The 25,723-nt window shown below is 70.1% G+C and carries 25 protein-coding genes and 1 tRNA gene; 8 read left to right on the forward strand and 18 right to left on the reverse strand.

Annotated features, from left to right (window positions below; translation table 11 throughout):
* Positions 1 to 7: 7 nt before the first annotated feature.
* The 11 genes from trkA to J2744_RS07600 form a co-directional block, all read right to left on the reverse strand.
* Positions 8 to 1,345 (reverse strand): Trk system potassium transporter TrkA, encoded by a 1,338-nt coding sequence (gene trkA, locus J2744_RS07550; protein ID WP_209546244.1) that lies wholly within the window; start codon positions 1,343 to 1,345, stop codon positions 8 to 10.
* A 122-nt stretch (positions 1,346 to 1,467) separates the two neighbouring features.
* The gene (locus J2744_RS07555) at positions 1,468 to 2,361 is read right to left on the reverse strand and encodes a mechanosensitive ion channel family protein (RefSeq protein ID WP_209546246.1); all 894 of its coding nucleotides are present in this window, start codon (positions 2,359 to 2,361) and stop codon (positions 1,468 to 1,470) included.
* A complete protein-coding gene (locus tag J2744_RS07560) occupies positions 2,361 to 2,606 on the reverse strand; it encodes a YhbY family RNA-binding protein (RefSeq protein WP_209546247.1) in 246 nt (81 codons plus the stop codon). The genes J2744_RS07555 and J2744_RS07560 overlap by 1 nt, the downstream gene beginning before the upstream one ends.
* A gap of 99 nt (positions 2,607 to 2,705) precedes the next feature.
* Positions 2,706 to 3,167 carry an SHOCT domain-containing protein gene (locus J2744_RS07565; protein ID WP_209546248.1) on the reverse strand — a complete coding sequence of 154 codons (462 nt, stop codon included), beginning with the start codon at positions 3,165 to 3,167 and terminating at the stop codon, positions 2,706 to 2,708.
* Positions 3,168 to 3,252: 85 nt separating this feature from the next.
* On the reverse strand, positions 3,253 to 3,759 hold the full coding sequence (locus J2744_RS07570; RefSeq protein WP_209546249.1) for a DUF5797 family protein: 507 nt from the start codon (positions 3,757 to 3,759) through the stop codon (positions 3,253 to 3,255).
* Positions 3,756 to 5,060 (reverse strand): Asp-tRNA(Asn)/Glu-tRNA(Gln) amidotransferase subunit GatA, encoded by a 1,305-nt coding sequence (gene gatA, locus J2744_RS07575; protein WP_209546250.1) that lies wholly within the window; start codon positions 5,058 to 5,060, stop codon positions 3,756 to 3,758. Before gatA ends, J2744_RS07570 begins: the two co-directional genes overlap by 4 nt.
* Positions 5,061 to 5,366, reverse strand: coding sequence for an Asp-tRNA(Asn)/Glu-tRNA(Gln) amidotransferase subunit GatC (gatC, locus tag J2744_RS07580; RefSeq protein WP_209546251.1), 306 nt, complete (start codon positions 5,364 to 5,366; stop codon positions 5,061 to 5,063).
* 66 nt (positions 5,367 to 5,432) lie between these two features.
* Positions 5,433 to 5,882, reverse strand: a complete 450-nt coding sequence (locus J2744_RS07585) for a DUF5788 family protein (protein WP_209546252.1) — start codon at positions 5,880 to 5,882, stop codon at positions 5,433 to 5,435.
* Positions 5,883 to 5,929: 47 nt separating this feature from the next.
* Positions 5,930 to 7,084 carry a pyridoxal phosphate-dependent aminotransferase gene (locus J2744_RS07590; protein WP_209546253.1) on the reverse strand — a complete coding sequence of 385 codons (1,155 nt, stop codon included), beginning with the start codon at positions 7,082 to 7,084 and terminating at the stop codon, positions 5,930 to 5,932.
* Positions 7,085 to 7,111: 27 nt separating this feature from the next.
* Entirely contained in the window at positions 7,112 to 7,516 is a 405-nt protein-coding gene (gene ribH / locus J2744_RS07595) for a 6,7-dimethyl-8-ribityllumazine synthase (RefSeq protein ID WP_209546255.1), read from the reverse strand.
* A 556-nt stretch (positions 7,517 to 8,072) separates the two neighbouring features.
* Entirely contained in the window at positions 8,073 to 8,294 is a 222-nt protein-coding gene (locus J2744_RS07600) for a hypothetical protein (RefSeq protein ID WP_209546257.1), read from the reverse strand.
* A gap of 178 nt (positions 8,295 to 8,472) precedes the next feature.
* On the opposite strand from J2744_RS07600, the gene msrA reads away from it, so the two are divergent.
* Together msrA and J2744_RS07610 are read left to right on the forward strand one after the other, a co-directional pair.
* Positions 8,473 to 9,012, forward strand: a complete 540-nt coding sequence (gene msrA / locus J2744_RS07605) for a peptide-methionine (S)-S-oxide reductase MsrA (RefSeq protein WP_209546259.1) — start codon at positions 8,473 to 8,475, stop codon at positions 9,010 to 9,012.
* A gap of 474 nt (positions 9,013 to 9,486) precedes the next feature.
* Positions 9,487 to 10,167, forward strand: coding sequence for a metallophosphoesterase family protein (locus J2744_RS07610; protein ID WP_209546261.1), 681 nt, complete (start codon positions 9,487 to 9,489; stop codon positions 10,165 to 10,167).
* Between the two features lies 1 nt (position 10,168).
* On the opposite strand, the gene J2744_RS07615 is transcribed toward J2744_RS07610, so the two are convergent.
* Positions 10,169 to 12,403 (reverse strand): prolyl oligopeptidase family serine peptidase, encoded by a 2,235-nt coding sequence (locus J2744_RS07615; protein ID WP_209546263.1) that lies wholly within the window; start codon positions 12,401 to 12,403, stop codon positions 10,169 to 10,171.
* Positions 12,404 to 12,518: 115 nt separating this feature from the next.
* Complete coding sequence (locus J2744_RS07620; RefSeq protein WP_209546265.1) at positions 12,519 to 12,836, reverse strand: hypothetical protein; 318 nt, start codon at positions 12,834 to 12,836, stop codon at positions 12,519 to 12,521.
* A 150-nt stretch (positions 12,837 to 12,986) separates the two neighbouring features.
* Here J2744_RS07620 and J2744_RS07625 point away from each other — a divergent pair, with 150 nt between their 5' ends.
* The 4 genes from J2744_RS07625 to J2744_RS07640 all read left to right on the forward strand — a co-directional run bounded on the left by J2744_RS07625 (position 12,987) and on the right by J2744_RS07640 (position 16,877).
* Entirely contained in the window at positions 12,987 to 14,066 is a 1,080-nt protein-coding gene (locus J2744_RS07625) for an NAD(P)/FAD-dependent oxidoreductase (protein ID WP_209546267.1), read from the forward strand.
* A gap of 118 nt (positions 14,067 to 14,184) precedes the next feature.
* Entirely contained in the window at positions 14,185 to 14,889 is a 705-nt protein-coding gene (locus J2744_RS07630) for a helix-turn-helix domain-containing protein (protein ID WP_209546276.1), read from the forward strand.
* A 36-nt stretch (positions 14,890 to 14,925) separates the two neighbouring features.
* The gene (locus J2744_RS07635) at positions 14,926 to 15,966 is read left to right on the forward strand and encodes an ABC transporter ATP-binding protein (protein ID WP_209546279.1); all 1,041 of its coding nucleotides are present in this window, start codon (positions 14,926 to 14,928) and stop codon (positions 15,964 to 15,966) included.
* Positions 15,963 to 16,877, forward strand: a complete 915-nt coding sequence (locus J2744_RS07640) for an ABC transporter permease (RefSeq protein WP_209546281.1) — start codon at positions 15,963 to 15,965, stop codon at positions 16,875 to 16,877. The genes J2744_RS07635 and J2744_RS07640 overlap by 4 nt, the downstream gene beginning before the upstream one ends.
* A 344-nt stretch (positions 16,878 to 17,221) precedes the next feature.
* Here the strand turns inward: J2744_RS07640 and J2744_RS07645 are convergent.
* A tRNA-Gly gene (locus J2744_RS07645) sits at positions 17,222 to 17,292 on the reverse strand.
* Positions 17,293 to 17,529: 237 nt separating this feature from the next.
* Here J2744_RS07645 and J2744_RS07650 point away from each other — a divergent pair.
* Together J2744_RS07650 and J2744_RS07655 are read left to right on the forward strand one after the other, a co-directional pair.
* Positions 17,530 to 18,054, forward strand: a complete 525-nt coding sequence (locus J2744_RS07650; protein ID WP_209546283.1) for a DoxX family protein — start codon at positions 17,530 to 17,532, stop codon at positions 18,052 to 18,054.
* Positions 18,055 to 18,067: 13 nt separating this feature from the next.
* Positions 18,068 to 18,352, forward strand: a complete 285-nt coding sequence (locus J2744_RS07655; RefSeq protein WP_209546285.1) for a hypothetical protein — start codon at positions 18,068 to 18,070, stop codon at positions 18,350 to 18,352.
* A 102-nt stretch (positions 18,353 to 18,454) separates the two neighbouring features.
* Here J2744_RS07655 and J2744_RS07660 read toward each other — a convergent pair whose 3' ends face one another.
* The 4 genes from J2744_RS07660 to J2744_RS07675 are packed head-to-tail and all read right to left on the reverse strand — an operon-like array spanning position 18,455 to position 25,666.
* Positions 18,455 to 20,929: a methyl-accepting chemotaxis protein gene (locus J2744_RS07660; RefSeq protein WP_209546287.1), complete on the reverse strand. Its 2,475-nt coding sequence runs from the start codon at positions 20,927 to 20,929 to the stop codon at positions 18,455 to 18,457.
* Positions 20,930 to 20,989: 60 nt separating this feature from the next.
* A complete protein-coding gene (locus tag J2744_RS07665; RefSeq protein ID WP_209546289.1) occupies positions 20,990 to 21,640 on the reverse strand; it encodes a class I SAM-dependent methyltransferase in 651 nt (216 codons plus the stop codon).
* Between the two features lie 43 nt (positions 21,641 to 21,683).
* A complete protein-coding gene (locus J2744_RS07670; protein ID WP_209546292.1) occupies positions 21,684 to 23,921 on the reverse strand; it encodes a type II secretion system F family protein in 2,238 nt (745 codons plus the stop codon).
* On the reverse strand, positions 23,918 to 25,666 hold the full coding sequence (locus J2744_RS07675; protein ID WP_209546294.1) for a type II/IV secretion system ATPase subunit: 1,749 nt from the start codon (positions 25,664 to 25,666) through the stop codon (positions 23,918 to 23,920). The genes J2744_RS07670 and J2744_RS07675 overlap by 4 nt, the downstream gene beginning before the upstream one ends.
* Between the last annotated feature and the right edge of the window lie 57 nt (positions 25,667 to 25,723).

Below are 25,723 nucleotides of genomic sequence, written 5' to 3' on the forward strand. Positions count from 1 at the left end.
GGGCGCCTCACGCCATCGAGGCGATGTCGCTCACCGAGTCGGACTCGACGAGCAGGATGACGTGGTCGCCGGCTCGGAGCACGGTGTCCCCACGGGGGGTGACCAGCTGGTGGTTGCGGGTGATCGCGCCGATGACGAACCGCACGTCGCTTTCCGCGACGATCGCCGAGATCGGCCGCCCGACGAGTCCGCACCCCTCGGTGAGTTCGAGCTCGAGGACTTCGGCCTGGTCGTTCTCCAGCACAGCGATGTTCTCCGCGACGCTCTCGTAGGTGAACCGCGTTATCTCCTCGGCGGTCACCGTGCGGGGGTTGACGGCGATGTCGATGCCGATCTCCTCGAACACGGTGACGTAATCGGGGCTGTCGACGACGGCGATCACGCGGTCGACGCCGAGCCGCTTGGCGAGCACGGAGATGAGGAGGTTCTTCTCGTCCGAGCGAAGCGCGGTGACGACGATGTCCGCCTCGTCGACGTGTTCGCGCGAGAGAAACTCCGTGTCGGTCGCGTCGTGTTCCATCACGACTGTGTTCGGGAGGTTCTCCGCGAGCCAGCGCGCGCGGTCGGCGTCCCGCTCTATCAGCCGCGGCTTGAAGTCGCGCTCCTCGAGCAGCCGGGCGGTCTGGTAGCCGATCTCGCTCCCCCCGACGACGACGATCTCGTCGGCGCGGTCCGGCGTCGTCTCCGGCGCCACGTCGGTCGCGAACGACTGGACGCTCTCGGGGCTCCCGATCACCACCGCGCGGTCGCCGACGGTGATGTCGGTGTCGCCGCGCGGGATGATCATCTCGCCGTCGCGGAACAGGCCAACGAACGTGAGCGACTCGAACCGGTCGGCCTCCGAGACCGTCTGCCCGGCGACGGGGCTGTCCGCCGCGATCTCGAACTCCGCCATCTGGACGAGACCGCCGGCGAACGGGTCGACGTCGATCGCCGCCGGCAGGCCGATGACGCGGACGATGTTCTCCGCGGTCAGGAGATCCGTACACACCATGAAGTCGACGCCGAACGCGCCCTCGTTCCCCTCCCACGTCCGGAGGAAGTCGGTGCTTTTCACGCGGGCGATGGTGAAGCCGTCGCCGAGCGTCTTCGCGGTGCCGCAGGCGACGAGGTTCGTCTGGTCGTTGTCGGTACACGCGATGACCATGTCCGCGCGGCCGACGTCCGCGGCCGTCTGGATCTCCGAGGTCGTCCCGTCGCCGGCGATGGTGAGAACGTCGAGTTCGTATTTGAGCTGTTCCGCCCGGTCCGGGTCGACGTCGACGACGACGACCTCGTGGTCCGACGCGAGACTCGCGGCGATGCTCGTCCCGACCTCGCCGGCCCCGATGACGACCACGTGCATGGGCCAACCGACCACGCGAACCCACAAGTGGGTTACTATCGATCCCGCCGGGTGCGGCCGCCCGGGTCCGGCGTCCCCGCCGTGGGTCAGCCGTCCTCTCCGAGGGTCGTCTCCGCCGAGGGTCAGGCGTCCCCGCCGAACGACGAGGGGTCCGTCCACTCGTTGCGCCCCGAGACGGTGCGCTGCGGGAACGGGATCGAGATCCCCTCCTCGTCGAACCGCTCCTTGACGGCCTTCACGTAGTCGGCGCGCGCCTTCACGAAGTCCGCCCGCGAGGGGTCGTCGATCCAGATCCGCGCCTGAAGCCCGACGTACGAGTCGGCGAGTTCGGTCAGCCGGACCGACGGCGCGGGGTCGTCGAGGATGGCCTCGCTCCTCTCGGCCTCCTCGACGATAACCTCGGTCGCCGTCTCGACGTCGTCCTCGTAGTCGATCCCGAAGACGAACTTCAGCCGGAGCGTCTTCTTCGCGACCGGGTTCTTCACCACGTCGCTGGTCAGGGTGTGGTTCGGCACCGTGAGCAGCTCGTTGTCGAACGTGCGGACGCGGGTGACCCGGAAGGAGATGTCCTCCACGACCCCCGAGTTCCCCTGCCACTCGATCCAGTCGCCGATGCGGAACGGCTTGTCCGTGTAGATGAAGACGCCCGCGACGAAGTTCTTGATCACGTCCTGGAGCGCGAAGCCGATCGCGAGCGTCGCCGCGGCCGCGATCGTCGCCAGCGAGCGCAGGAACCCCTGATAGCCCGCCGCGCCGAACGCGACCGTGACGCCCGCGAACAGCACGACGAACGCCACGATCTTCTGGAGCGGGCGCCGGGCGTGCTCGTCGAGCCCCTGCCTGTCGAACACCCGCCGGGTGAGCGGGGCGATCACCGCCTTGTAGAGGACGTACGCCGCGACGACGACGACGAGGAAGATCGCGGCGTCGACGACGATATCGGTCAGCGGGCCGAGGAACGGTCGGAGCGTGCCCCCGATCACGGCGGGTCCGAGCACTCCCGCGGGAGCGCCCATCAGTGGAGCACCGCCGTGTTCCCGCGGGTCTCGATCAGGTCGGCGTCGACCGCCTCGGCCAGTTCCTCGGCGAGCTCGTCCGTCGAGGTCCCGCCGCGGGCCGCCCGGAGGAACTTCACCTTCACCAGCTTCCGGTCGTCGAGCTGGTCGGCCGTCTCGTCGACGACCGAATCGATGCCGTGCTTCCCGACCCAGACGGTGACGTCGAGGTCGTGCGCCTCCTTCCGGAGCTCGTGGTCGCTCATACGCGGTCGAGTCGGCCGCGCGCATTGAAGCTTGAGGTTCGGCCGCGTCGGTGCGGGTGCGGCCGCGGCGACAGCGCCGGAACGAACCGGGGGGTCACCTCACCGCTCGCGTTCGGATTCGCGGTCCGGTTCGGGGGTCCGCTCCGCCCCTCGGTTCCGCTCCGTCCACTCGGCGGCGTCCTCGGGCGTCTCGGTCTCCAGGAGTCGATCGAGCTTCCGCTCGAACTGCTCGTCCGTGAGGTCGCCGTCGGCGTACCGGGTCCGCAGCCGTTCGAGCGCGTCGGCGGTGTCGCCCGTCGTCGCGTCGTCCCGTTCCGCCGCCTCTCCTCGTTCGACGCGGACCGATCCGTCCGACTCGACGTACACCGACTCGGACTCCTCCTCCTCGTCGAACAGCATCGAGACGATCGGGACGATCACGATGTACCCGAACAGCATGAACGGGAGCCACCACTCGGCCCCGAGGAGCAACGCCGCCATCCACGTGCCCGTCACCGTCGTGGCGGCGACGCCGCTCGCGTTGCGGCGGAACCGCTCGCGGAGGGTCTCGTCGTCGGCCATCAGGGACACGATTTCCGTCCCGGTACAAAGTCGTATCGGCGGTGGAGCGCCCGCGACCCCGCTAGGCGTCGAGCGCGACCGACTCCTACGCCTCGATTTCGACCGTGATCTCGTCGCGCTCGACCGCGAGCCGGAACGTCGGGACGGTGCGGTAGACGACCTCGACGACGTTCTTCCGTTCGAGACTGCGGAGCGCCCGCCGTACCGCGTCGACCTCCGGATCGACCTCGTACGCCTCCCGGAGCGCGTTGAGCACGCTGACGACCGACTGCGAGCGCTCGTCCGGCCCGGCGAGCACGTCGACCACCTGCGACTCCAGCGTCGGAACGCGGATCGTCTCCGGGACGCCGCCGCGCGCGACCGCGTCGGGTTCGATCCCCGGCTCGACGTCGACGAGGTCGTTCGCCTCCGCCGTCGCGCGGATCAGGCTGTCGTCGTCGCGGTAGTAGTACTCCTTCAGGTGGTTTTCGAGGTAGCCGTGGACCTCGCTGCCGCTCTCCATCTCCCAGGCGTCCTGAAGCTCGCCGTTCTTCGTCGGCTGGAGGCGGACCACGTCCGCGAGCCGACCCCGTTCCTCGTCGCTCAGGCTCATCGGTCTTCGACCGCGCTCGCGGCGCGGACGATCGTCTCCTCGCCGAACTTCGGCCCGACGAGCTGGAGTCCGACCGGAAGCCCGTCGGTCTCTCCCGCCGGCACCGAGATAGCGGGGAGGTTCGCGAGGTTCACCGGCGTCGTGTTCGCGTCCGCGAGGTACATCCGCAGCGGGTCGTCGAGGCTCTCGCCGAGTTCGAATGGGAGGACCGGCATCGTCGGCGAGGCGATCACGTCGACGTCGTCGAACGCGTCCTCGAAGTCCCGGCGAACCCACGCGCGGGCGTCCTGCGCTTTCTCGTAGTACTTGTCGTGGTAGCCGGCCGAGAGCGCGTACGTCCCGAGCAGGATCCGGCGTTTGACCTCCGCACCGAACCCCTCCTCGCGCGTCTCCGCGAACGAGTCGTTCCAGTTGCCGTCGGCGTCGCTCCGGTGGCCGTACCGCACCCCGTCGAAGCGCGCGAGGTTCGAGGAGGCCTCGGCCATCGCGATGACGTAGTACGCCTGGACCGCGTGTTCGACGGAGGGGAGCGATATCTCCGTCGTCTCCGCGCCCTTCGCCTCCAGGTCCGCGATCGCGGCCTCGACCGTCGAAACGACGCGCTCGTCGGCCCCCTCGAACAGCTCCGTGGGAACCCCGACCGTCAGCCCGTCGACGTCGCCGTCGGCCGCCGCGGCGTAGCTCGCGTCCGGGTCCGCGCCCTCGACCTCGGCGAGGTCGCGCGTGGTCCCGTCGTTGGGGTCGTCGCCGGCGATGGCGTCGAGCGCGGCGGCCGCCTCCTCGACGGTGCCCGCGATCGGCCCGATCTGTTCGAGGGAGTTCGCGTACGCGATCAGGCCGTACCGGGAGACCAGCCCGTAGGTGGGCTTGATCCCGACGACGCCGCAGAACGCGGCCGGGCAGCGCACCGAGCCGCCCGTGTCGGAGCCGAGCGCCACGTCGGCCTCGCCTGCCGCGACCGCGGCCGCGGAGCCGCCGGAGGAGCCGCCCGGGACGCGGTCGGTGTCGACCGGGTTCCGGGTCGGGCCGAACGCCGAGGTCTCCGTCGTCGTCCCCATCCCGAACTCGTCCATGTTCGTCTTCCCGACGATCGTCGCGCCCGCGTCGGTCAGGCGGTCGACGACGGTCGCGGAGTAGGGCGGGACGTAGTCGGCCAGCATCTCGGAGCCGCAGGTCGTCCGGATCCCGGCCGTCGAGATGTTGTCCTTCACCGCGACGGTCGCGCCCGCGAGCGGGCCGTCGGCGTCCGCGTCGCCCTCGATCGTCGCCTCCGTCACGAAGGCGTTGATGTCGGCCGCCATCTACGACACCTTCGGCCCGACGAAGAAGCCGTCTTCCGTCTCCTCGGCGTTCGCGAGCGCCGCCTCCTGTGAGAGTCCCTCCTCGATTTCGTCGGGGCGCATCACGTTGACCAGCTCCTCCTCCCGGTCGGTCTCGGGGACCTCGTCGAGCGCCTCGAAGTACTCCAAGATGTCACCGAACTGCGCCGCGAACTCGTCGACCTCGTCGTCGGCGAGCCGCACTCGCGCGAGTTCGGCGACGTGTCTGACCTCCTCGGCGTCGACGGCGGCCGCCTCACCGTCGTCGGACGCTGCGGTGTCGCTCATACCCGAACGTACCACGCGGGCGGCGAGTAAGGGTTTCGGAAGGGGGCCGGGCGCGCCCGCAAGGAGTCACCGCACCTGATCGACGAACGCGAGCCAGCGCTCGTGGCCCGCCAGCGTGTCGGCGTGGTGTTCGTCCGCGAAGCCGGGGCGGCGGATCCCCTCCAAGGCGTTCAGTGCGCGGTCGATGCCGACCACCTCGTCGGCGAGCGCCTCGGCCGTCTCCCGGCCGAGAACGTCGGTTTCCAGCCGATCGACCCGGCGCTCTCGCTCTCTTCGGAGAGACTCCCGCGCCGCCGTCACCTTCCGGTCGAGCGCGGGCGGGACGGTGTCGACCTTTCGGGTCTCGACGATGAACGCGGAGAGGTCGAGGGCGCTCCCGTCGACCTCGATCTCGTCGGGAACGCTCGCACCGATCGTCGCGCTCTGGCTGTTCACGCGGTCGAGGAGAGTCTCGCGCTGGTCGTCGGTGAGGGAGGTCGCGTCGTCGGTGGGAGGGGTCGGGTCGTCGTCGCTCACGGCGATCGGTGCGGGGTCGGGGGACAAAAACCGTCGGGCGAGTACGCCTACAGGAGGTCGTTCGCGACGAGCCGGTCGACCGCCTCGCGCAGGCGCTCCTCGCTCGCGGCGTAGGAGATCCGGGCGAACCCGTCGGCGTTGAACGCGCTGCCGGGGACGCAGGCGACCGACGCCTCCTCGATGGCGCGCTCGCACCACGCCTGGTCGTCGTCGTCGACCGGGATCATCATGTAGAACGCGCCGTCGCCGACGTCGACGTCGACGCCGTGTTCGTCGAACAGGTCCACGAGGAGGTCGCGGCGGTCGGCGAAGGCGTCGCGCATCTCCTCGACCGCGTCCTCGGTGTTCTCCAGCGCCTCGATCCCGGCGCGCTGGACGAAGTTCGTCGCGCAGGAGACGGAGTGGGAGTGGAGCTTGCCCGCCTCGCCGACGAACTCGTCGGTGGCGTGGAGGTAGCCAAGCCGCCAGCCGGTCATCGAGTACGCCTTCGAGAAGCCGTTGACGGTGACCGTGCGGTCGGCCATCCCGTCGAGGCTCGCGAGCGACGTCGGCTCGACCCCGTACGTGATGCGCTCGTAGATCTCGTCGGCGATGACGGCGACGTCGTGCTCGACGGCGAGGTCGCGAACGCCCTCCAACGCGGCCTCCGAGAACACCGCGCCCGTCGGGTTCGACGGGGAGTTGACGACGAGCAGCTCGGTGTCGTCGGAGACCGTCTCCGCGAGGTCGTCGAGCGCGGGCTCGAGCTGGAAGCCGTGTGGCGCGAGGTCGACGCGCGAGAGGTCGGCGCCCGCGAGCTTCGCCATCGCCTCGTAGGAGACCCACGCCGGGTCGAGGAGGACGACCTCGTCGCCGTCATCGATGAGGGTCTGGAACGTCTCGTAGAGCGCCTGCTTGCCGCCGGGGGTGACGATCACCTCGTCGGCGTCGGCGTCGATCCCGTTCCCGCGGAGCTTCTCCGCGATCGCCTCCTTGAGCCGGGGGACCCCGTTCGAGGAGGTGTACCCCGTGTGGCCGGCGTCGAGCGCGTCCTTGCCGGCCTCGACGACGTTCGCCGGGGTGTCGAAGTCCGGCTCGCCGACCGAGAGGTCAACGATGTCCGCGCCCTCGGCCTCCTTTTCCGCCGCGAGGTTCGATATCGCCAGCGTCGCGCTGGGTTCTACGCGTCCGATCCGCTCCGAGAAGTCGTATGCGTCGCTCATGTGTCGTGTGTGGTCGTCTCGTCTCGGTCAGTCGAGCTCCTCCGCGAGGTCGATCGCGGCCGCGGCCGCGTCCGCGCCCTTGTCGATCCGCTCGCGCGCCTCCGCGCCGGACATCCCCGGGCCGCTCACGCCGAAGGTGACCGGGGTGTCCCGGTCGAGGCTCACGTCGGTGAGCTTCTCTGCGGTCGCGTTCGCGATGACGCGGTCGTGGTCGGTGTCGCCGGTGACGATGGCGCCGACGACCGCGACCGCGTCGACGTCCTCGCGCCGTGCGAGCCGGTCCGCGGCCAGCGGGCTGTCGTACGCGCCCGGCACGGTCAGTTCGTCGACGACGACGGCGTCGCGGTCAGCGGCCGCCTCTCGGGCGGCCTCGGCCATCGGCTCCGTGACGGAGTCGTTGAACCGCGCCACCACCAGTCCCAGCGAGACCATATCGGAACTGGCAGGGGAGACGGCAAAGGTCTACCGTTCGACCGCAGGGTTGCCGGGCGAACGCGTTCGGGGACAGATCCCCGACGGGCGGACGATTGCTTATAATTGGATCCGCGGTGGCGCGTGCCTGCGAGGCCGCCCCGCGGCCGAGCAGCACGCGCGAGGTCGCCGGCGCTACGCGCCGGCTGCCAGAGGGACCTTCGGTCCCTCGCTGGAGTCAGTCGCCGGAGCGAAGCGGAGGCGACTGACGAGGTTGGGGAGGCGTGAGGTGCGGTTGCTGTGCGGTGCGGGGTGGGAATCGAAGGGGCAGCCGTGAGGCGGGCGCAGACGACGCAAGCACCGCAACGAGGGAGCGAACGTAGTGAGCGACCGAGTGAGGAGCGCAGCGAGTGTGCGCCCGCCTCACGGCTGGGGCTTCGGTGGTGTTCGTGTCGATCAGTTATTTATAAGAACTACTGTCGTATCGCCTCACGGCTGGGGCTTCGGTGGTGTCCGCGATCGATTCAACGGCACCCACTCGTTTACCATCGTGGAGACGCGCAAGCCGATTCGACGACTATCGTTCGGGGGGAGATTCCTCTTCCGCCTTCGGTAGTTCGCGGCGGTTCGCGAGGTAGTACAGTAGGACGACGAAACCAGCCGTCGGCACGACGATCCCGAGTTCGTATTTTACGGGCTGTTTGAGGCCGAGCCGCTTCGCGTCGTATCGCACGAGCAGCGAGACGGGCAATTGGAGGAAGACGAGGAGGGCCAGCAGCCAGACGACGAGGTCAGTCATTCGACCCTCTGTCGTCGGCTCGCGTCTCGGCAATGTGTCGCGTCATGGCCGACCGATCGCTCGCTCCGTCTTAAATCGTACTCCGATGGTCCGTCGTCCCGAGACCTCCGACCTACCGGCTGCGACCTCCATCTCGCGCCACGCGTGATTAATACGTTTCCGACGCCAACGGGAGCACATGACGGACACCGAGACCGCGACGGTCGGCGGCGGCTGCTTCTGGTGCGTCGAGGCGGCGTTCAAGGAACTCGACGGCGTCGAGAGCGTCACCTCCGGCTACGCCGGCGGCCACGCCGACGATCCCACCTATCGCGAGGTGTGTACCGGCAACACCGGCCACGCGGAGGTCGTTCAGGTTGAGTACGATTCCGACGCGCTCTCCTACGAAGACATCCTCGAAGTGTTCTTCACCGTCCACGACCCGACGCAGCTGAACCGGCAGGGACCGGACGTGGGCAGCCAGTACCGGTCGATTGTGCTCTACCACGACGACGAGCAGCGCGACGTCGTCGAGCGGTACGTCGAGGCGCTCGACGAGGAGGGCGGCTACGACGACGAGGTCGTCACCGAGATCGAGCCGCTGGAGACGTTCCACCGCGCCGAGGAGAAACACCAGGACTACTTCGAGAAGAACCCGGCCGACGCCTACTGTACGATGCACGCGCAGCCGAAGGTGGAGAAGGTCCGCGAACGGTTCAACGAGAAGGCGGAGGCGTAAGGAGCGGCGCGAAACATCGCTGGAGGCGCGGTCGATCGTTTATAAACGGCTGTTCTCGGAACCACGGTGAACACCGCCGAATCACCAATCGCTCGCTTACGAACAGCTGATTGCGTCTCAACTAAGAACGCCGCCGAAGCCCCAGTCGCGAGGGCGGCGCACGCTCGCTGCGCGCCTCACTCGGTCGCTCACTTCGTTCACTCCCTCGTTGCGGTGCTTACGTCGCCTGCGCCGCCCTCGCGACTGCCCCTTCGATTCCCGCCCCGCAACCGCACGGCACCGCAGCCTCACTCCTCCCCAGCCTCGCCGCTCGCTCGGGGCTCCCTGCGGTCGCCCGCGTCGCTCACGGCGTCCCTCGCGCGTGCTCCTCGCGGCCGCCTTCGGCGGCCACTCGGAGGCACGCGCCAGTATCCGAATGTGAGTCCTCACGTCTCGCCACAACCTATTCCATCCCGCCGACCGAACCCATCTCCGATGAAGATCGGCCTCATCTCGGACGTCCACGCGAATCTCCCCGCGCTGGAGACCGTGCTCGACGACATGCCCGCAGTCGACCGGATCTACTGCGCGGGCGACGTGGTGGGCTACAACCCGTGGCCGGCCGAGTGCGTCGAACGCGTGCGCGATGTCGCGGCCGCGACGGTCCGGGGGAACCACGACCGCACCGTCGAGTCGCCCGAGCGCTACCGCGCCAACCGGATGGCCGAGGCGGGCCTCGAACACGCGAAGGCGTCGCTGTCGGCCGACCAGCTCGAGTGGATCGGCGGTCTCCCGCGCGCGGAGACGTTCGCCGGCGACCGCTTCCTGCTCGTCCACTCGCACCCCGCCGCCGAGCGCGAGGACGCCTACGTCTACCCGGAGGAGTTCCCGACCCTCGACCGGCACATGGGCGAGTACGACGGTATCGTCCTCGGCCACACGCACGTTCAGGGCGTCCGCGGCGTGGCGGGCGGCTTCGTCTGTAACCCGGGCAGCGTCGGCCAGCCGCGCGACGGCGACCCGCGGGCGGGCTACGCGGTCCTCGACACGACGGCCGACGGGACCGACGCGGTCGAGACGCACCGCGTGGAGTACGACGTCGACCGCGTCGCAGACGCGGTCCGCGAGGCCGACCTCCCGGAGACGACCGCGGAGCGCCTCTACGAGGGCAAATAAATCAGACGCCGTCGCGGTCGCCGTCGGCGCCGGAGGCGACGCCACCGTCCCCGACCTCCACGCCCAACCGCTCGTACAGGAACGCCCACGAGTCCGTCTGCTCGTCGACGATCATCGAGGCCGGCTTCCCCACGCCGTGGCCGGTCTCGGCCTTGGTCCGCAACAGGAACGGGCCGCCCGCCGCCTCGTGCTGGAGCCGCGCGGTCATCTTCCGGGCGTGCGAGGGGTGGACGCGCGTGTCGCTCGCGGCCGTGGTGAAGTAGACGGGCGGGTAGGTCTCCCCGGACTCGACGTTGTGGTACGGCGAGTACGCGCGGAGGTACTCGAACGCCTCCGGGTCCTCCGGGTGGCCGTACTCCGTCGTCCACGACTCGCCGAGCAGGAAACGGTGGAACCGGAGCATGTCCAGCAGGGGGACCGCGCACTGCGCGGCCGCCCACAGGTCCGGGCGCTGGGTGACGACCGCGCCGACCGACAGGCCGCCGTTCGACCCGCCGGCGACCGCCAGGTGGTCCGTGTCGGTGAGTCCCGAGCCACAGAGCGCCTCCCCGGCCGCGACGAAGTCGTCGAAGGTGTGCTGCTTGTCGGCCAGCATGCCGGACTCGTGCCACGGCTCGCCGTACTCGTAGCCGCCGCGGGCGCACACCGCCGCGAACGCGCCGCCGTCAGCGAGGAAGGGCAGGCGGAACCGACCGAACGAGGGCGTGATGCTGTTCCGGAACCCGCCGTAGCCGTACAAAAGCGTCGGGCGCGGCCCGTCGACCGCGACGTCCTCGCGGTAGCAGACGAACACGGGTACCTCGGCGCCGTCCGTCGAGTCGACGAACCGCTGCTCGACGACGAGGTCGTCGGGGACGGAGAGGTCGACCGAGTCGATCTCGGTGGACGCCGCGTCGCCGCTGGTCGCGGTAGCGCCGGCCGCGCCGTCGCTGGTCGCGGCAGCGCCGGCCGCGTCGCCTCCGGACGTGTCGTCGAGGTCGAGTCCGCGGACCGCCGGCGGCCGGTCGAAGCCGGTGAGACCGAAGAACGCCTCCGGGGCGTCTCGGGACCCGGATACCCACGTGACCGAGCAGTACGACGGCAGCGACACGTCGCGCAGGTGCGTCCCGTCGCGGTCGTGGACCGAGAGCCGCGAGTGCGCGTCCCGCTGGCGGTGGACGAGGAGGCGGTCCGGCGTCGGCACGGCCGACCGGAGGATCCCCTCGCCCTCGGGGAGCACCTCCCGGCACTCGTCGAACGAGAGGTCGCCCTCGCGGAAGCGCTCGACGGAGCAGGCGAGCAGCCGCCGCCGGGGCGCGCCGGCGTCGGTCGTGACGAACGCCGTCCCGTCGTGGAACCGGACCGAGGTCTCGGCGTCGGTGCCCGTCAAGACGGGGCGGAGGTCGCCGTCGACGCGGACGTACCACTCGGTTCCCCCGACCATCTCGGAGAAGGCGACCGCGAGCAGCCCCGAATCGGGGTCGACCGTGACCCGCGGCCAGACGTGCTGGTCGTCGTGTTCGAGCAGGACCGCCTCCTCGTCCGGGCCGTCCGCGAGCCGGAACCGACGGATCTCCTTGTCCATCTGGGCGCCGTCGGCCGCGCCGCCGGTGGCGACGTAGACGAACCCCTCGTCGTCGGCCGCCCACGCGAGGCTCCCCGCGTTGACGCGGCCGCGCTCGGGGAGGACCGCGACCTCCTCGACGCCCGCGCCGTAACCGTCGGTCTCCGCCGAACTCGACGGAGAACCGTTCGGAGCCGGCACCGAGAGCACCCGCACGTCGTAGTTCTCGTCGCCGCCCTCGGTGATCCCGATCGCGACGCGCTCGCCGTCGTGCGAGGGGACGTACCACGCCATCGACCGGGGCGGACCGTCCTCCTCGCGGTTCGCCGCCCACGCGTTCGGGTCGACGAGGACGCGGTCCGCGCCGTCGGGCGCGTCGCGCACGACGAGTCTCGCGTGGTCCGCGCCGGGTTCGCGGACCGTCGCGAAGTACCGCCCCTCGCGGACTGCGATCGGGCCGTAGTCGGCCACCTCGACGAGGTCCTCGAACCGCGGGCGGAGCCGGTCCCTGAGCGCGTCGTCGAGCGCGTCGTCGACGTGGGCGTTCTGGGCGTCGGTCCACTCGCGGACGTCCTCGTCGTCGCCTTCGAGCCACCGGTACGGATCCTCGACGTCGACCCCGTGGAGCGTCTCCGTGACGACCTCGCGTCTGGTCTCCGGCGGGGACGGCGCCGGAGCGGACTGCCGTGACATACGTTCGCCTGTCACCGGTGACGCAAAACGGCTGGGGTCGCGGCGGTCGGAGTCACGGCGGTCGGGGTCGCGGGTCCGACCGATTCCCGGACGACGGGGACCGACGACACGAGCGTCACGGCCACACCCCGGCGACGAACAGGAGGTTCCGCGCGGCGACCGCGAGCGAGAGGACGCCGACGCCCGCGCACATCAGCGTCGCGACGAACCGGCGCGTGCCGCCCGCGACCGCGACCGGAATCCCGATAACGGCCATCCCGACGACCTTCGTGAGGAGCATCCCGCCGAGGAGACCGAAGCGAGAGATGAAGAGGCGACCGACGGGCGACCCCTCGACGTACTCGCTGCCGGCGAGGGCGACGTACGTCGTCCCAACGTCGGCCGCGGCGCCGACGAGGAGGAGGCCGACGGCGAGAGCGAGACGAGAGACCACTGACCGGGCGAACGCGATACGCAGGCATAAACTTCCGGGCACGCGGTCGGGCCGCGACGGGGTCACCGTCGCAACTCGACCGCGGATGGCTGGTCGCCGGGCGCGCACAGCACGGCGTCATTTAAACCGCCGCGACGCGTACGATCGGTAATGAGTTCGGCAGACGACGAGTACGAGATCGCGGTGGTCGGCGGCGGGCCGGCCGGGCTGACGACCGCGCTGTACGGCGCTCGGCTGGGCCACGAGACGGTGCTCATCGACCGCGGCGGCGGGCGCGCGGCGATGATGGCCGACACGCACAACGTGATCGGCGTCACCGAGGACACCTCCGGCAACGAGTTCCTCGCGACCGGCCGCGAGCAGGTTCAGTCGTACGGGGGCACCTTCGAGCGCGGCTTCGTCACCGACGTGGAACGCGCCGACGACGACCGGTTCCGGCTGACGACGAACGACGCCGAACTGGTCGCCGACCGCGTCGTCCTCGCGACCGGCTTCTCCGACGAGCGCCCGGACCCACCGCTCCCGCGGACGGGGAAGGGACTCCACTACTGTCTCCACTGCGACGCCTACATGTTCGTCGACGAGCCGGTGTACGTGATGGGCCGCGGCGAGGCCGCCGCCCACGTCGCGATGATCATGCTCAACGTCACCGACGACGTGGCCGTCCTGACCCGCGGCGCGGAGCCGACGTGGAGCGACGAGACCGCCGCCCAGCTGGAGGCGCACCCCGTCGATATCGTCGACGAGGAGGTGTCCGGCGTCGAGAACGACCCCGACTCCGGCTGGCTCGAAGCGATCGAGTTCGCGGACGGGACCCGACGGGAGTACCGCGGCGGCTTCGCGATGTACGGCTCCGACTACAACACCGCCTTGGCCGAGGGTCTCGGCTGCGAGTTGACCGAGGGCGGCGAGATCGACGTCGACGACCACGGCCGCACCAGCGAGGACGGCGTGTTCGCGGTCGGCGACATCACCCCCGGCCACAACCAGGTCCCGGTCGCGATGGGGCAGGGCGCGAAGGCCGGTCTCGCGATCCACAAGGAGATCCGCGAGTACCCGCGCTCGACCGAGGAGATCGCCCGCGACGGTCCCGTCGGCGACGACGAGGTGCCCGCGATCCCGCCGCACCTCATGGCGACCGCAGTCGCCCACGAGGGGCACGCTGGCGGGCCGCGGACGAAGGGCGTCGAGACCGAAGACGGCGAGGTTCCGGCCGCAGACGACGACTGACCGAACCCACCGCCGACCGGTCGGAACGCGGTCGGGGAACGAGACGGTCCCCGCCGACCGGTTTGGGAAATCTCACCTCGCCCGCCAGCGATAACCGTCCGTCCGTCCTTCGACCGCCATGGGACTGATCGCGGAGTTCCGGATGACCTCCGACCGGCTGCCGCTGGTCGACGTGGCGGCGGCCGCGCCCGAGGCGACCGTCGAGTTCGAGTCGGTTCAGGCGCGCCCGTCGGGAGCGCCGACGTTCATCGTGCGGGTCGCGGGGGGCGACCCCGACGCGATCGAGGCTGCGTTCGCCGACGCCGACTCGGTGACCGACCACTCGCTGGTCGTCGCCGACGGGGCGACGCGGCGCTACCGCTGTCGGCCGACCGGCGGCCCCCCGGCGGACCTGGAACTGCTCGCGGACAACGGGTCGATCCCCGACCGGGTGCTCGCCACGCCGAGCGGCTGGGAGGAGCGGCGCTGGTTCGCCGACCGCGAGGAGTTCGACCAGTTCCGGACGTTCTGCCGCGCCAACGACTACGACCTCCGGCTGGACCGCCTCGTGGAGACCGACGAGGGGTCCGAGGGAAGGGAGACGGGTCCGTTCGGGATCGACGACCGCTCCCGGCCGCTCGAGATGACGGACGCCCAGCGGGAGGTGCTCGTCACCGCCCACGAGATGGGCTACTTCGACACGCCGCGGACCGCCACGCTGGCCGATGTCGCCGACGAACTCGACGTCTCGTCCGCGTCGCTCTCCGAGCGACTGCGCCGCGCGCAGAACCACCTCGTCGCGGAGTTCCGGCGCACCACTAAGATAAAACCCCGAACAAATTAGGGAACAGACTACGGGTCCGCGGTCACAAAGACCCCCGTGACCGACGACACGCGACGGACGGACGGGCGCGGCGCCGCCATCGACGCCGAGGGCGTGGAACTCACCTACGCCGACGGGACGGAGGCGGTGAAGGGGATCGACCTGACGGTCCCCGAAGGGGAGTTCTTCGGCTTCCTCGGCGCGAACGGTGCGGGGAAGACGACGACGATCAAGACGTTCTCGACGCTGCTGTCGCCGACCGCGGGGTCGATCACCGTCAACGGCTTCGACGTGCGGGACGAGCCCCGCAGAGTCCGCGAGACGATCGGCTACATGGCCCAGGAGACCAGCGTCGACGAGGAGCTCACCGCCCGCGAGAACATCCGCTTCGCCGCGCGGGCCTACGGCGTTCCCAAGGGCGAGCGCGCCGAGCGCATCGACGAACTGCTCGACCTCGTGGACCTGGCGGACGTGGGCGACAAGCAGGCCGGCGAGTTCTCCGGCGGGATGAAGAAGCGACTGGACGCCGCGACGGCGCTCGTTCACGACCCGCCGCTCGTCTTCCTCGACGAGCCGACGACCGGGCTGGACCCGAAGGCGCGCAACCGCCTCTGGGAGTACTTCGAGCGCATCAACGAGCGCGGGACGACGCTGTTCCTCACCACGCAGTACCTCGAAGAGGCCGACCAGCTCTGCGACCGCATCGCCGTCATCATGGGCGGCGAGATCGTCGCCACCGGCTCGCCCGCGGAGCTGAAGCGGCGGGTCGGCGGGGAGATCCTCGACGTGGACGTCCCCGCCGGGGAGGACGCCCGCGAACGCGCCGCCGAGATCGCCCGCGAGGGCGACGTGTTCGACGCCGACGCGGACGTGGCCGTCACCGACGACGGGATCAGCGTCACCGCCGAGCGGGCGCGCGAGCACGGGACGGACCTGCTCGTCGCCCTGCGCGACGCCGGGATCACCGTTACCGGGTTCAACATCCGCGCGCCGACGCTCGACGACGTCTTCCTCGCGATCACAGGGGAGGAGCTCGACTCCGAGGAGCGGTCGGCCGACCACGACGACGTGACGGGACCGGAGGTGACCGCCGAATGAGCGATATCTCGGAAGATGAGACGGTAAACGAGACCGCACAGGAGGCCCGCGCCGACGGCGAGCACGCCCGCGCGACGCCGTCTGGCAACTCCTTTCTCAGCGATTTCTGGGTGAACTTCGTCCGCTGGAACCTGAAGGCGGTCCGGAACCCGTTCGTCGTCGTCGGGTCGCTCGTCCAGCCGATCATCTTCCTCGTCTTGTTCACGCAGGTGTTCGGCCAGATCGCGACGAGCGCGCTCGGCGGCGGCGCGGGCGACATCACCTACGAGACGTTCCTGTTGCCCGCCATCGCGATGCAGGTGTCGCTGGCGGCCGCCGCGGGGTCGGGGATCGGGCTCGTCAACGACATGGAGGAGGGGATGTTCGAGAAGACGCTCGTGATGCCGATGAGCCGCTCGGCGATGTTCCTCGGGAAGACCGCCGCCGAGATCCTCCGGATCGTCGTCCAGATCGCCATCATCCTCGCGCTGGGCGCGGTGCTCGGCGCCAACGTCGCCACCGGGTTCCTCGGCGCCCTCGGCATCCTCGGCGTCGGGATCCTCTTCTCGCTGTGGTTCGTCGCGCTCTCGAACATCATGGCCATCGTGACCCGGGATCAGGAGTCGACGATCATCGGCGCGAACCTCCTCCAGTTCCCCCTACTGTTCGTCTCGACCGCCTTCCTCCCGCTGAACGCGATGCCCGACTGGATCCAGGTCGTCGCGACGTACAACCCGATCACCTACGGGGTCGACGCCGCACGCGCGCTCATGCTCGATCAGGACGTCATGACCGTCGTCGAGGTCACCCGCTTCGGCGGTATCTGGGACACGCTCGTCCCGGCGATCGCCGTGCTCCTCGCGCTCGACCTCGCGCTCGGCGGCGCCATGGTCTACCTGCTCAACCGCGCGTCGAGTTCCGCCGTCCAGTGAGATTCGCGTCGGCCGCAACGTCCTCGCTGGCGTGATCGCGAGCCGGTCGTTCCGCGGTTGAGAGGATTCAGACCCCTCTCAGTATTTTCCGAGCGTAGCGAGGAAAATCGCCGGCCGGGACTCCCGTGAGCGAGCGCAGCGAGCGAACGGGAGTACGGCCGGCGCACGACCGCAGGGAGTGCGCCGGCCGGGATTTGAACCGGAATCAGACGTGCTCGCTCACTGCTCGCGGCTTCGCCGCTCGCTCTTCGAGGCGCTCGCTTCGCTCGCGCCTCGCCCCGCTCGCTGCGCGCGACTGATAGGGTACAAATCCCTCGGCGATTTCTCTCACTTCGTTCGAGAAATGCGCCGGCCGGGATTTGAACCCGGGCCATGAGCTTGGAAGGCTCAGGTCCTACCACTAGACCACCGGCGCTCGCGTCGGTCGATGACGCACCTACACGTAGGCACAACGACTTTCATAAGCGTTCCGTGTTCGGGCCGGACGCCACCGGGAAACCCGACGCTGAGCGACCGACTCGGAGAGTTCCTACTTAAAGACCCACGATACTGAGGACCTCTCCCAGCGTGCTATAACGCTTTTCAACCGCTTAGAAAGCTGTTCGGGACATATGTGTGTACCCACCCAACGTACATCCGTGAGGTGACACCGATGTCATACCAATCGAGCAATCCACTGGTCGGCGAGGTCGAGTTCGCACTGGAGGGACCCTGGGCGACGTACTGGATCGCGTTCCTACGTGTCGTCACCGGCTGGTGGTTCTTCCACGCCGGGATCACGAAGATCATCGAGGACGGGCTCTCGTACACCTACGGATCGGCGTACATGTCGGAGATGAGCGGGACCGCCCTCGGCGGCATCCCGGTCTGGATGGGGAACAACCTCGCGTGGCTCATCGAGCCGGGGGTACCCCTCTTCGAGACGCTCATCGGTCTCGCGCTGATGGCCGGGGCCGTGACCCGGTTCGCCGCGTTCGGCGGGGTCATCTTCATGGTCCTGTTCTGGATCGGCAACGCCGGGTTCGGCAACGGCGTCGTCAACAGCGACCTGATGGGGCTGCTCCTGTTCATGACGGTGATCGTGCTCGCGGCCGGTCGGTACTACGGTCTCGACGCGCTCATCGAGGAGACGGAGTTCGTCAAGCAACACCCCAAGCTGCGGTACCTGCTCGGCTGAGAGGTGACTACCAATGACTGACATCATCGACACGGCGGCGCGGGCGTTGAGCGCGGGACTAATGCTGTTCGGCATCGTCGTCCTCGGGATCGTCGAGATCCTGGCCGGCGAGCCCTACAGCCCGGTCCCGATAACGAACGAGGCGGGCGACGTGGTCGCGGCGCCGATGATCTCGCCGGAGATCCGCACGGCGTTCGTGCTGGCGGGCATCGCGGTGCTCGGGCTGTACGCGGCGTACCGGTTCGTGGCGCCGCTGCCCGACGACCGCGACGTCAGCCACGAGACGATGGCCGACTGAACCGGGACGGAACCACCGACCGTGACGTGATCGGCGGGAAGCGTCGTCGCGGACGACGACGGCCACTCTTCTGTTCGACGCCTGCTCGTCGAGCGACGCCTGCTACGTCTCCGAGCCGTCGCCGGCCGAGTCGCTCGGCTCGATCGCGCCGTCGGCGGTGCCGCCGTCCGTGCTGGCGGGGGCGGCGTCCGACGGCTCCTCGTCGGCGCCGAAGGTGAACGCGGACTCGGCGGTTTCGGGCGATTCCCCGGTCTCCGCGTCTTCCGTGCCGCCGCCCGACGGATCGCCGTCACCAGCCGCGGCCTCGGCATCGTCGGTCGACGGATCGCCGTCACCGACCGCGGCCTCGTCGACCTCGAAGTCCTCCGTCATCTCTCGCAGGTCGCGGGCGCGCTCGTGGAGGTCGTGCGCCTGCTCGGAGACCTCGCCGAGCGTGGCGGCCTGCTCCTCGGCGGCGGCGGCGACGGTGGTCGCCTCGGCGGTGGTCTGCTGGCTCACGCCCGCGAGGTCGTCGACCGCGCCGGTCACCTCGTTGACCGACTGGGCCTGCGCGTCCATCGCCCCGGAGATCTCCTGAACGCCGTCGTCGGCCTCGCTCACCCGGTCGGCGACCTCGTCGAGCGCGTCTTCGGCGTCCTCGACGACGTCGACGCCGTCGTCGACGCCCTCGCGGATCGCGGCCATCTCGGCGACGCTCTCGTCGGTGCGCTCGCGGAGGCCGTCGATTAGCGTCTCCACCTCGGCGGCGGACTCCTGAGTCTCCTCCGCGAGGGATTTGACCTCCTCCGCGACGACCGCGAAGCCGGAGCCGGCCTCGCCCGCGCGGGCGGCCTCGATCGAGGCGTTGAGCGCGAGCAGGTTCGTCTGGTCGGCGATCTCCGAGATCGTCTCGACTATCTCGTCGACCTCCGCCATCTCGGCTTCGAGCCGCGCTATCGTCTCGGCGGCGGACTCGGAGCGTGCCTCGATCCCGTGGAGTTCCGCGACCGCGTCGGCGGCCGCCTCGCGGCCCTCCTCGGTGAGCGCGTCGGCCTGCCGGGAAGTGGTCGCGACCTGGTCCGCGGAGGCGGCGACCTCCTCGACGGTCGCCGACATGTCCTCCATCTCGCCGGCCACCTCGGACAGCTGACGGCTCTGCCGCTCGGCGCCGTCGGATATCTCGTCGACCGACTCGCTCGTCTCACGGCCGGCGGCCGCGGCCTCGTCGGTGCCGCTCGTGACCGCGTCGCTCCGCTCCGCCACCTCGACCGCGAACGCGTCGACCTCAGCGATCGCGGTCTCCAGCTCGTCCATCGCGTCGTTGAACTCCGCGGCGATGGAGCGGAGCGCCTCCGGGTCGTCGGGGTCGGCGCGGAGCCGGGCGGTGAGGTCGCCGTCGGCGCAGGCCGCCATCGTCTCGCCGAAGTCGCTCGCGCGCGACTCCAGCCGCTCGGCGAACGCCTCGCTCTCCGCCTGCGCCGCCTCGGCGCGCTCCCGCTGCGTCTCGGCCGACTCGATCTGCTCGCGCAGCGAGTCGCGCATCGTCGCGAACGCGCCGGAGAGGTCGCCGAACTCGTCGCGTCGCCCCGTGTCGAAGTCGACGTCGAGGTCGCCGTCCGCCAGCGCCGACGCCCGCGACCGGAGCCGGTTCAGTTCGACGACGGTGCCGCGGCCGAGCGTCCCCCCGAGCAGCCCGAGTCCGACGATCGCCACGCCGACGATGAGGAGCAGGCTCTGCCCGATCATTCCGGAGAGCGCGTACGCCTCCGAGAGCGGAACGTGAACCGCGACGTACCAGTCTTCGGTCTCCAGCGGCGCGTACGCGACGAGGTACTCGCCGCCGTCGGCGAAGCCGAACGTCGCGGACGGGAGGAAGCCCATGGTCCGGTCCTCGCCGAACAGCGTCGACCGGATGTCGCTGTTGTAGCGGAAGCCGGCGGCGTAGTCGTTGTTGCTCGCCATGATCTCGCCGCCGGGTTCGACGATAGTGGTGAACGCGCTCTCGGTCGGCTGTCGGAAGTCGGCGGTGACGGGAGCGAGCGACACCTCCATCACGAGGTAGTTGCGCATCGGCGTCGACGCGACGTACGCGATCCGGCGCTCGCCGTCGACCTGGTAGATCTGACTCGTGAACACGTCGTCCGCGAACAGGAGGTCGTCGCTGAACCACGCCTGCGAGGTCACCGTCTCGCCGCCGTCCTCCCCGTCGGTGGTGGCGAGGACGGAGCCCTCCGTCCGGTCGACGAAGTGGAGGGCAGCGACCGACTCGTCGGTCCGCGAGAGGTGCGAAGAGAGGAACCCGTCGACGCTGTTGGGGTCCTGCGAGAACGCGTCGTTGTCGGCGATGTCCCTGACCGTCGTGCGGCGGTCGCTCGACCAGCCGTCGAGCTCGGTGGCGCTCAGCTCCGCGACGGCCGTGTAATCGCCCTGCGCGCTCGATTCGAGCTGGTCGGTCGTCTCCGCGTACGTGACGGCGCCGACGGCGCCGATCGCCAGCACGACGACGACCAGGGCGACGAGGAACTTCGCGAGGTAACTCCGAGCCACCGCGTCGGGTGCGACCCGACGCAGGACCCGTTCGAGGAAGGTGTCGGCCATTACAATCAGACCGTCGACAAGGTCTCTTTAATCCACCCCCGTCGATATCTCTCGTGATAATCAGTCGGCCGGTGCCGAGAGTTCCGCGTAACAGTTCCCGCTCGAAACCCGCGTGTGACGAGTTTCGAGGGCGCTTTCCGCGATATCCGCCTCGAACTCCGAAGGCGAGTAGATGTGATAGTACCTGGGGACGGTCTCGCCCCCCGGCAGCGTCCAGTCGACGGTCGTGTCGAACCCCTCGTCGCGGTCGAACCGGTCGTGGGCCGTGCTCCACGCGCTGACGAGCGCGACCCCGCCCGGCGTGAGGGCGCGCGCCAGTTCGTTCAGGCTCTCGATCCGGGCGGCCCGCGGCGAGAGGTGGTGGAGCGTGGCGACGTACACCGCGAGGTCGACCGCGTCGTCGCGGACCGGCAGCGCGGCCGCGTCGCCGTGGACGAACGCGGTCGCGTCCCCGAACCCTCGGTCGCGGGCGCGGGCGACCGCCTCGTCGAGCAGCCCGCGGCTGAGGTCGACGCCGACCGCGGTCTCGGCGCGCGCCGCGAGCGCCTCCGTGTGCCGACCGTTCCCGCAGCCGACGTCGAGCGCGCGGGTCGCCGACCGGCCCTCCAGGAACGACTCGACCTCCGGCCACGCGTACTCCCGCGTCTTCGAGAAGTGGCTCGCGATGCGGTCGTAGGTCGACTGCGGATCGCCGGTCGACTGCGGATCCATACCCGGGTCTCGGTCGCGACGGGTAAATGTCGACCGGACCGCCTCACGCCACGCCTATCGCCGCGAACGCGACGAGCGTGAGCGCGAGCAGGGCCACGACGTGTTTCACGCCGTCGCGCACCGACCCCTCCCCGAGCTGTCCGGCGACCAGCCCGGAGCAGACCGCCTGAATCGCCGCGGCGTGGAAGAACAGCTGCTCGTAGGCGTCGACGTCGATGTCGCCGATCCCGTCCGTAATTCCCCCGGGACCGGCGGGGACGCCGCTTCCGGACATCGGAAGGCTCCCCCCCGTTCCCGGGACGCCCGCCGACTCGATGGCGGGGATGAACGACACCGAAAGCGCCGCGATGATCCCGAGGAAGACGAAAAAGGAGATGTAGATGACGATGAGGTACGTCAACATCACCTGCCGGCGCTCGCGCCGGAGCGACCAGGTCGCGCGCGACTCGTCGGCCGCGATCCGGAGGACCGGCCCGACGTCGCCGCTCGCCCGGATCGCGTTGGTGACGAGCGCGACCGCCCGGGACATCATCGGCGACCTGACCCGCCGTTCGAGCCGACGCAGCGCGGTCGAGACGTCCGCCCCCCAGTCGACGTCGCGGCGGGTCCGGCGGAGGTCCGCCGTCAGCGCCTCCAGGTTTGAGTCGGCGACGCGGCGGACGCTGCCGACCACGGCGGTCCCCGCCTCGTTGACGCTGGCGAGGCGGTCGAGGAAGTCGGGCACCGCGGACTCGATGCGCCGAACTCGGCGTTTGCCGAACTCGTAGGCGACCGCGTACGCCGCGAGGACGAAGGCGGTGGCGACGACGATCGGTCCGTCGATCTGTCCGACCATCTCCACCGGCGTCCCGAGCGTGACCGGGAACGCGAAGGCGAGGAGTCCGACGACCGCGACCGGGACCGCGGCGAGGAACACCGTCCGCGGCGAGGCGAGTACCGTCTCTGCCGGGGACTCGATCAGGCGGCGCACCCGACGGAGGCGGTCGAAGATCCGGAGCCGTTCGCGGCTCTCCGCCCACCGGTCCGCGCCGGGGGCGGCCGAACCGACTCCGTCCGCGCCGACCCCGTCGGAATCGACCCCGTCCGCGCCGACGCCGGCCGGGCCTCGGTCGGTCGCCGCTCCCCCGTCGAACCGCGGGGATCCGCCTCGATCTCCGGACTCGTCCGTCGCGTGGCGCACGCCGGTGACCGAGGGGGTGTTCGGGTCCGAGAGCGACGACTCCGCGACCCGCTCGGTGCCGCCGACGCCCTGCGTCACGCTGTCGACGTAGACGACGAACCCGAAGGTGGCGAGCGGGACGCCGAGGTAGACGACGACGCGGAGGAGCGGGAGCGTGTCCTGTAAGACGAGTCCGATGACGACGAGGATCGTGATGAAAAAGAGCGGTCCGGCGACCAGCGCCGTCACGTACGCCTCGGCGAACGTCGAGAGCAGTTCGAGGTACTGTTCCTGTTTCGCCTCCGCCTCCGCCTGGTAGCGCTCGTACTGGTCGTTGAGGAACGCCGACACCGACTGCCCGGTGCCGAGGACGGAGGCGAGGTTCTCCGCGAAGTCCGCCAGGTCGTCGCTCGGCGTCCGCCGGGAGATCCGCTGGAGCGCGGTGAGCGCGTCGGTCCCGAACGCGTTCATGTCGCGGACCGCGACCGACAGCTCCGCGGCGGCCTCGCCGTACACCGCCTCGTTCTCCGCGAGCGTGTCCATCACCCGCGGGAACGCCATCCCGGAACGCGAGAGCGCGTACATGAACGCGACGGTCCGGGGCAGGGTGGCGTCTATCTCGGCCGCGCGCGCGGTGGCCCGCTGGTCGAGCAGCTGCCACCGGGCGACGTACGCGCCGAGCGCCAGCCCCGCGCCGGCGGTCGCGGAGACGACCGCGAGCAGGACGAACAGCCGGCCGAGTCCGAGGTCGGCGAGCCGCGCGACGACGGCGACGAACTCGACGGCGGCCGGCAGCGCCTCGCGGATCGCCGCCTCGCCGACGTCGAGTGCGGCGAGTAACCCCCCGGCCGCGTACACGCCGATCACGCTGCCGGCGACGCCGAGGACGGCGGCGTACAGCAGGGTCCGCGAGGCGTACACCCGGTGGGTCGTCCCGGCGACGTGGGCCGCGCGCATCCGGTCGCGCTGGGCCCGCCGCCGCGCCTCGTCCTCGCCGACGTAGTCGCCGAACGCCGACAGCGCGACGCGGGTGACGAACAGGTCGGCCCGGTCGTCGACGAGCGGGAGCGCGAGCGCGAGACAGGCCCCGACCGCGAGGGCGAGCGGAAGGAACTCGATCATCGGCCTGCGGCGTCGGATCCCCCTCCCTCGGCGCTCGCGCCGTCGCCCTCGGAGGCCCCGGGACCGCGGCCGATTCGGTCGCCCGCGTCGCCGCCCTCGTCGGCGAGGGCGTCGGCGTCGACCCCGTCGGCCGCGGTCGCGCGCTCGTCGAGTTTGTCCATCACGCGGTCGGGGTCGGCGTAGTACTCGTTGACGAGCGCGGTGAAGGTACGGTAGTCGTCGATGCCGAGCGCGGAGAGCAGTTCGAGGAAGCGCTCGCGGCGCCGGACCTCGCGGAGCAGCTCCGAGCGGGACCAGCCGCGGTCGTCGGCGATCTCCTCCAGCAGCGACGAGTCGTTCCGCCGGAACGTGTCGTCGTCGGGAACCCACTCGAACGCCGAGGAGTAGTCCAGCTCGCCGGTCCGCTGGTCGATACCGCCGATCTCGCCGATCGTCTTCGCGCGGCGCACCCGCTCGTCGTCGGCGCGCGTGAGCGTCTGGACCGAGAGCATGTCGAGCGACTGGACCATCGCCCGCGGCACGTTGATCGGCTCGTTCTCCAGCCGGTTGATCACCGTCTCGATCGAGTCGGCGTGCATCGTCGAGAACGTGGTGTGACCCGTGTTCATCGCCTGGAACAGGGTGATCGCCTCCTCGCCGCGGACCTCGCCGACGATGATGTACTCAGGGCGGTGGCGCAGCGCCGAGCGCAGCAGGTCGTACATGTCGATGTCGGTGCCCTCGTACCGGCGCTCGCGGGTGACCGCGGAGAGCCAGTTGTCGTGGTATAAGGAGAGCTCGCGGGTGTCCTCGATGGTGAGTACCTTCGCGCGCGGCGGGACGAACATCGACACCGCGTTCATCGAGGTGGTCTTCCCCGAGGCGGTGCCGCCCGCGAAGATGAGGCTCTTGTTGTGCTCGATACAGAGCCAGAAGTACGCCATCTGCTCGACGGAGAAGGTGCCGTACTCCACGAGGTCGACGGGCGTGAACGGGTCCTCCGCGTACTGGCGGATGGTGAACGCCGAGCCGCGCGGCGTCACCTCCTCGCCGAGCGCCAGCTCCGCGCGCGACCCGTCGGGGAGCGTCGTCTCGACGATGGGGTCACCGACGGAGACGTGGCGCCCGGACTGCTGGGCGAGCCGGATCACGTAGCTGTCGAGCGCCTCCTGCGCGAACGAGACGTTCGTCTCGACGTCGGTGTACTGGTCGTGGTAGACGAAGATCGGCAGGTCGTAGCCGTCACAGGAGACGTCCTCGATGTGGCGGTCGTTCAGCAGGGGGTCGACCTTCCCGTAGCCGCGGAAGTCGCGGTAGAGGTAGTACAACAGCGCGTGGAACGTGTCCATCCCGGCCTCGACGCCGTACCCCTCCAGCAGCGTCTCCAGCTCCGACTTGAGCGTCTCCTCGTCGGTCTTCCCGGTCCCCTCGCGGTAGAGGAGCGGGTCGCGGATGTCGTCGACGACGCGGTCGAGGAGGTCGCGCTCGAACCCGTCCAGTTCCGGCTCGACCGCGTAGTAGCGGTGTTCGCTCTCGACGTCGTCGTAGGTGATCACGACGTACGCGTACGGGGCGTTCACCCAGTAGCGGTCGATCTCGCGTTCGTCCACGGGAACGGCGAACGAGGCGAGGGGTCCGTCCTCGCCCGGGCGGAAGGGGCGGACGTCGAGCGTGGACCCCTGGAGCAGCTCCCACGTCCGGGAGAGACGCCGCTGGAGGGCCTCGATCCGGTCGCCGAGGTCGGCCCCGCCGGCGTCACTCGCCATGGATACGGGGACGTAGTGGCGGGGGGAAGTTAAACTACCCCCGGCGATTATCAGCGG

Origin of the sequence: Halorubrum trapanicum, from assembly GCF_017873555.1 — an archaeon.
GTDB classification, from domain to species: Archaea; Halobacteriota; Halobacteria; order Halobacteriales; family Haloferacaceae; genus Halorubrum; species Halorubrum trapanicum.

What these genes read in the sequence shown, in the direction of transcription:
- trkA (WP_209546244.1), bottom strand. Translation starts at nt 1,345, where the DNA reads ATGCACGTGGTCGTCATCGGGGCCGGCGAGGTCGGGACGAGCATCGCC.
- J2744_RS07555 (WP_209546246.1), bottom strand. Translation starts at nt 2,361, where the DNA reads ATGGGCGCTCCCGCGGGAGTGCTCGGACCCGCCGTGATCGGGGGCACG.
- J2744_RS07560 (WP_209546247.1), bottom strand. Translation starts at nt 2,606, where the DNA reads ATGAGCGACCACGAGCTCCGGAAGGAGGCGCACGACCTCGACGTCACC.
- J2744_RS07565 (WP_209546248.1), bottom strand. Translation starts at nt 3,167, where the DNA reads ATGGCCGACGACGAGACCCTCCGCGAGCGGTTCCGCCGCAACGCGAGC.
- J2744_RS07570 (WP_209546249.1), bottom strand. Translation starts at nt 3,759, where the DNA reads ATGAGCCTGAGCGACGAGGAACGGGGTCGGCTCGCGGACGTGGTCCGC.
- gatA (WP_209546250.1), bottom strand. Translation starts at nt 5,060, where the DNA reads ATGGCGGCCGACATCAACGCCTTCGTGACGGAGGCGACGATCGAGGGC.
- gatC (WP_209546251.1), bottom strand. Translation starts at nt 5,366, where the DNA reads ATGAGCGACACCGCAGCGTCCGACGACGGTGAGGCGGCCGCCGTCGAC.
- J2744_RS07590 (WP_209546253.1), bottom strand. Translation starts at nt 7,084, where the DNA reads ATGAGCGACGCATACGACTTCTCGGAGCGGATCGGACGCGTAGAACCC.
- ribH (WP_209546255.1), bottom strand. Translation starts at nt 7,516, where the DNA reads ATGGTCTCGCTGGGACTGGTGGTGGCGCGGTTCAACGACTCCGTCACG.
- J2744_RS07600 (WP_209546257.1), bottom strand. Translation starts at nt 8,294, where the DNA reads ATGACTGACCTCGTCGTCTGGCTGCTGGCCCTCCTCGTCTTCCTCCAA.
- msrA (WP_209546259.1), top strand. Translation starts at nt 8,473, where the DNA reads ATGACGGACACCGAGACCGCGACGGTCGGCGGCGGCTGCTTCTGGTGC.
- J2744_RS07610 (WP_209546261.1), top strand. Translation starts at nt 9,487, where the DNA reads ATGAAGATCGGCCTCATCTCGGACGTCCACGCGAATCTCCCCGCGCTG.
- J2744_RS07615 (WP_209546263.1), bottom strand. Translation starts at nt 12,403, where the DNA reads ATGTCACGGCAGTCCGCTCCGGCGCCGTCCCCGCCGGAGACCAGACGC.
- J2744_RS07625 (WP_209546267.1), top strand. Translation starts at nt 12,987, where the DNA reads ATGAGTTCGGCAGACGACGAGTACGAGATCGCGGTGGTCGGCGGCGGG.
- J2744_RS07630 (WP_209546276.1), top strand. Translation starts at nt 14,185, where the DNA reads ATGGGACTGATCGCGGAGTTCCGGATGACCTCCGACCGGCTGCCGCTG.
- J2744_RS07640 (WP_209546281.1), top strand. Translation starts at nt 15,963, where the DNA reads ATGAGCGATATCTCGGAAGATGAGACGGTAAACGAGACCGCACAGGAG.
- J2744_RS07650 (WP_209546283.1), top strand. Translation starts at nt 17,530, where the DNA reads ATGTCATACCAATCGAGCAATCCACTGGTCGGCGAGGTCGAGTTCGCA.
- J2744_RS07655 (WP_209546285.1), top strand. Translation starts at nt 18,068, where the DNA reads ATGACTGACATCATCGACACGGCGGCGCGGGCGTTGAGCGCGGGACTA.
- J2744_RS07660 (WP_209546287.1), bottom strand. Translation starts at nt 20,929, where the DNA reads ATGGCCGACACCTTCCTCGAACGGGTCCTGCGTCGGGTCGCACCCGAC.
- J2744_RS07665 (WP_209546289.1), bottom strand. Translation starts at nt 21,640, where the DNA reads ATGGATCCGCAGTCGACCGGCGATCCGCAGTCGACCTACGACCGCATC.
- J2744_RS07670 (WP_209546292.1), bottom strand. Translation starts at nt 23,921, where the DNA reads ATGATCGAGTTCCTTCCGCTCGCCCTCGCGGTCGGGGCCTGTCTCGCG.
- J2744_RS07675 (WP_209546294.1), bottom strand. Translation starts at nt 25,666, where the DNA reads ATGGCGAGTGACGCCGGCGGGGCCGACCTCGGCGACCGGATCGAGGCC.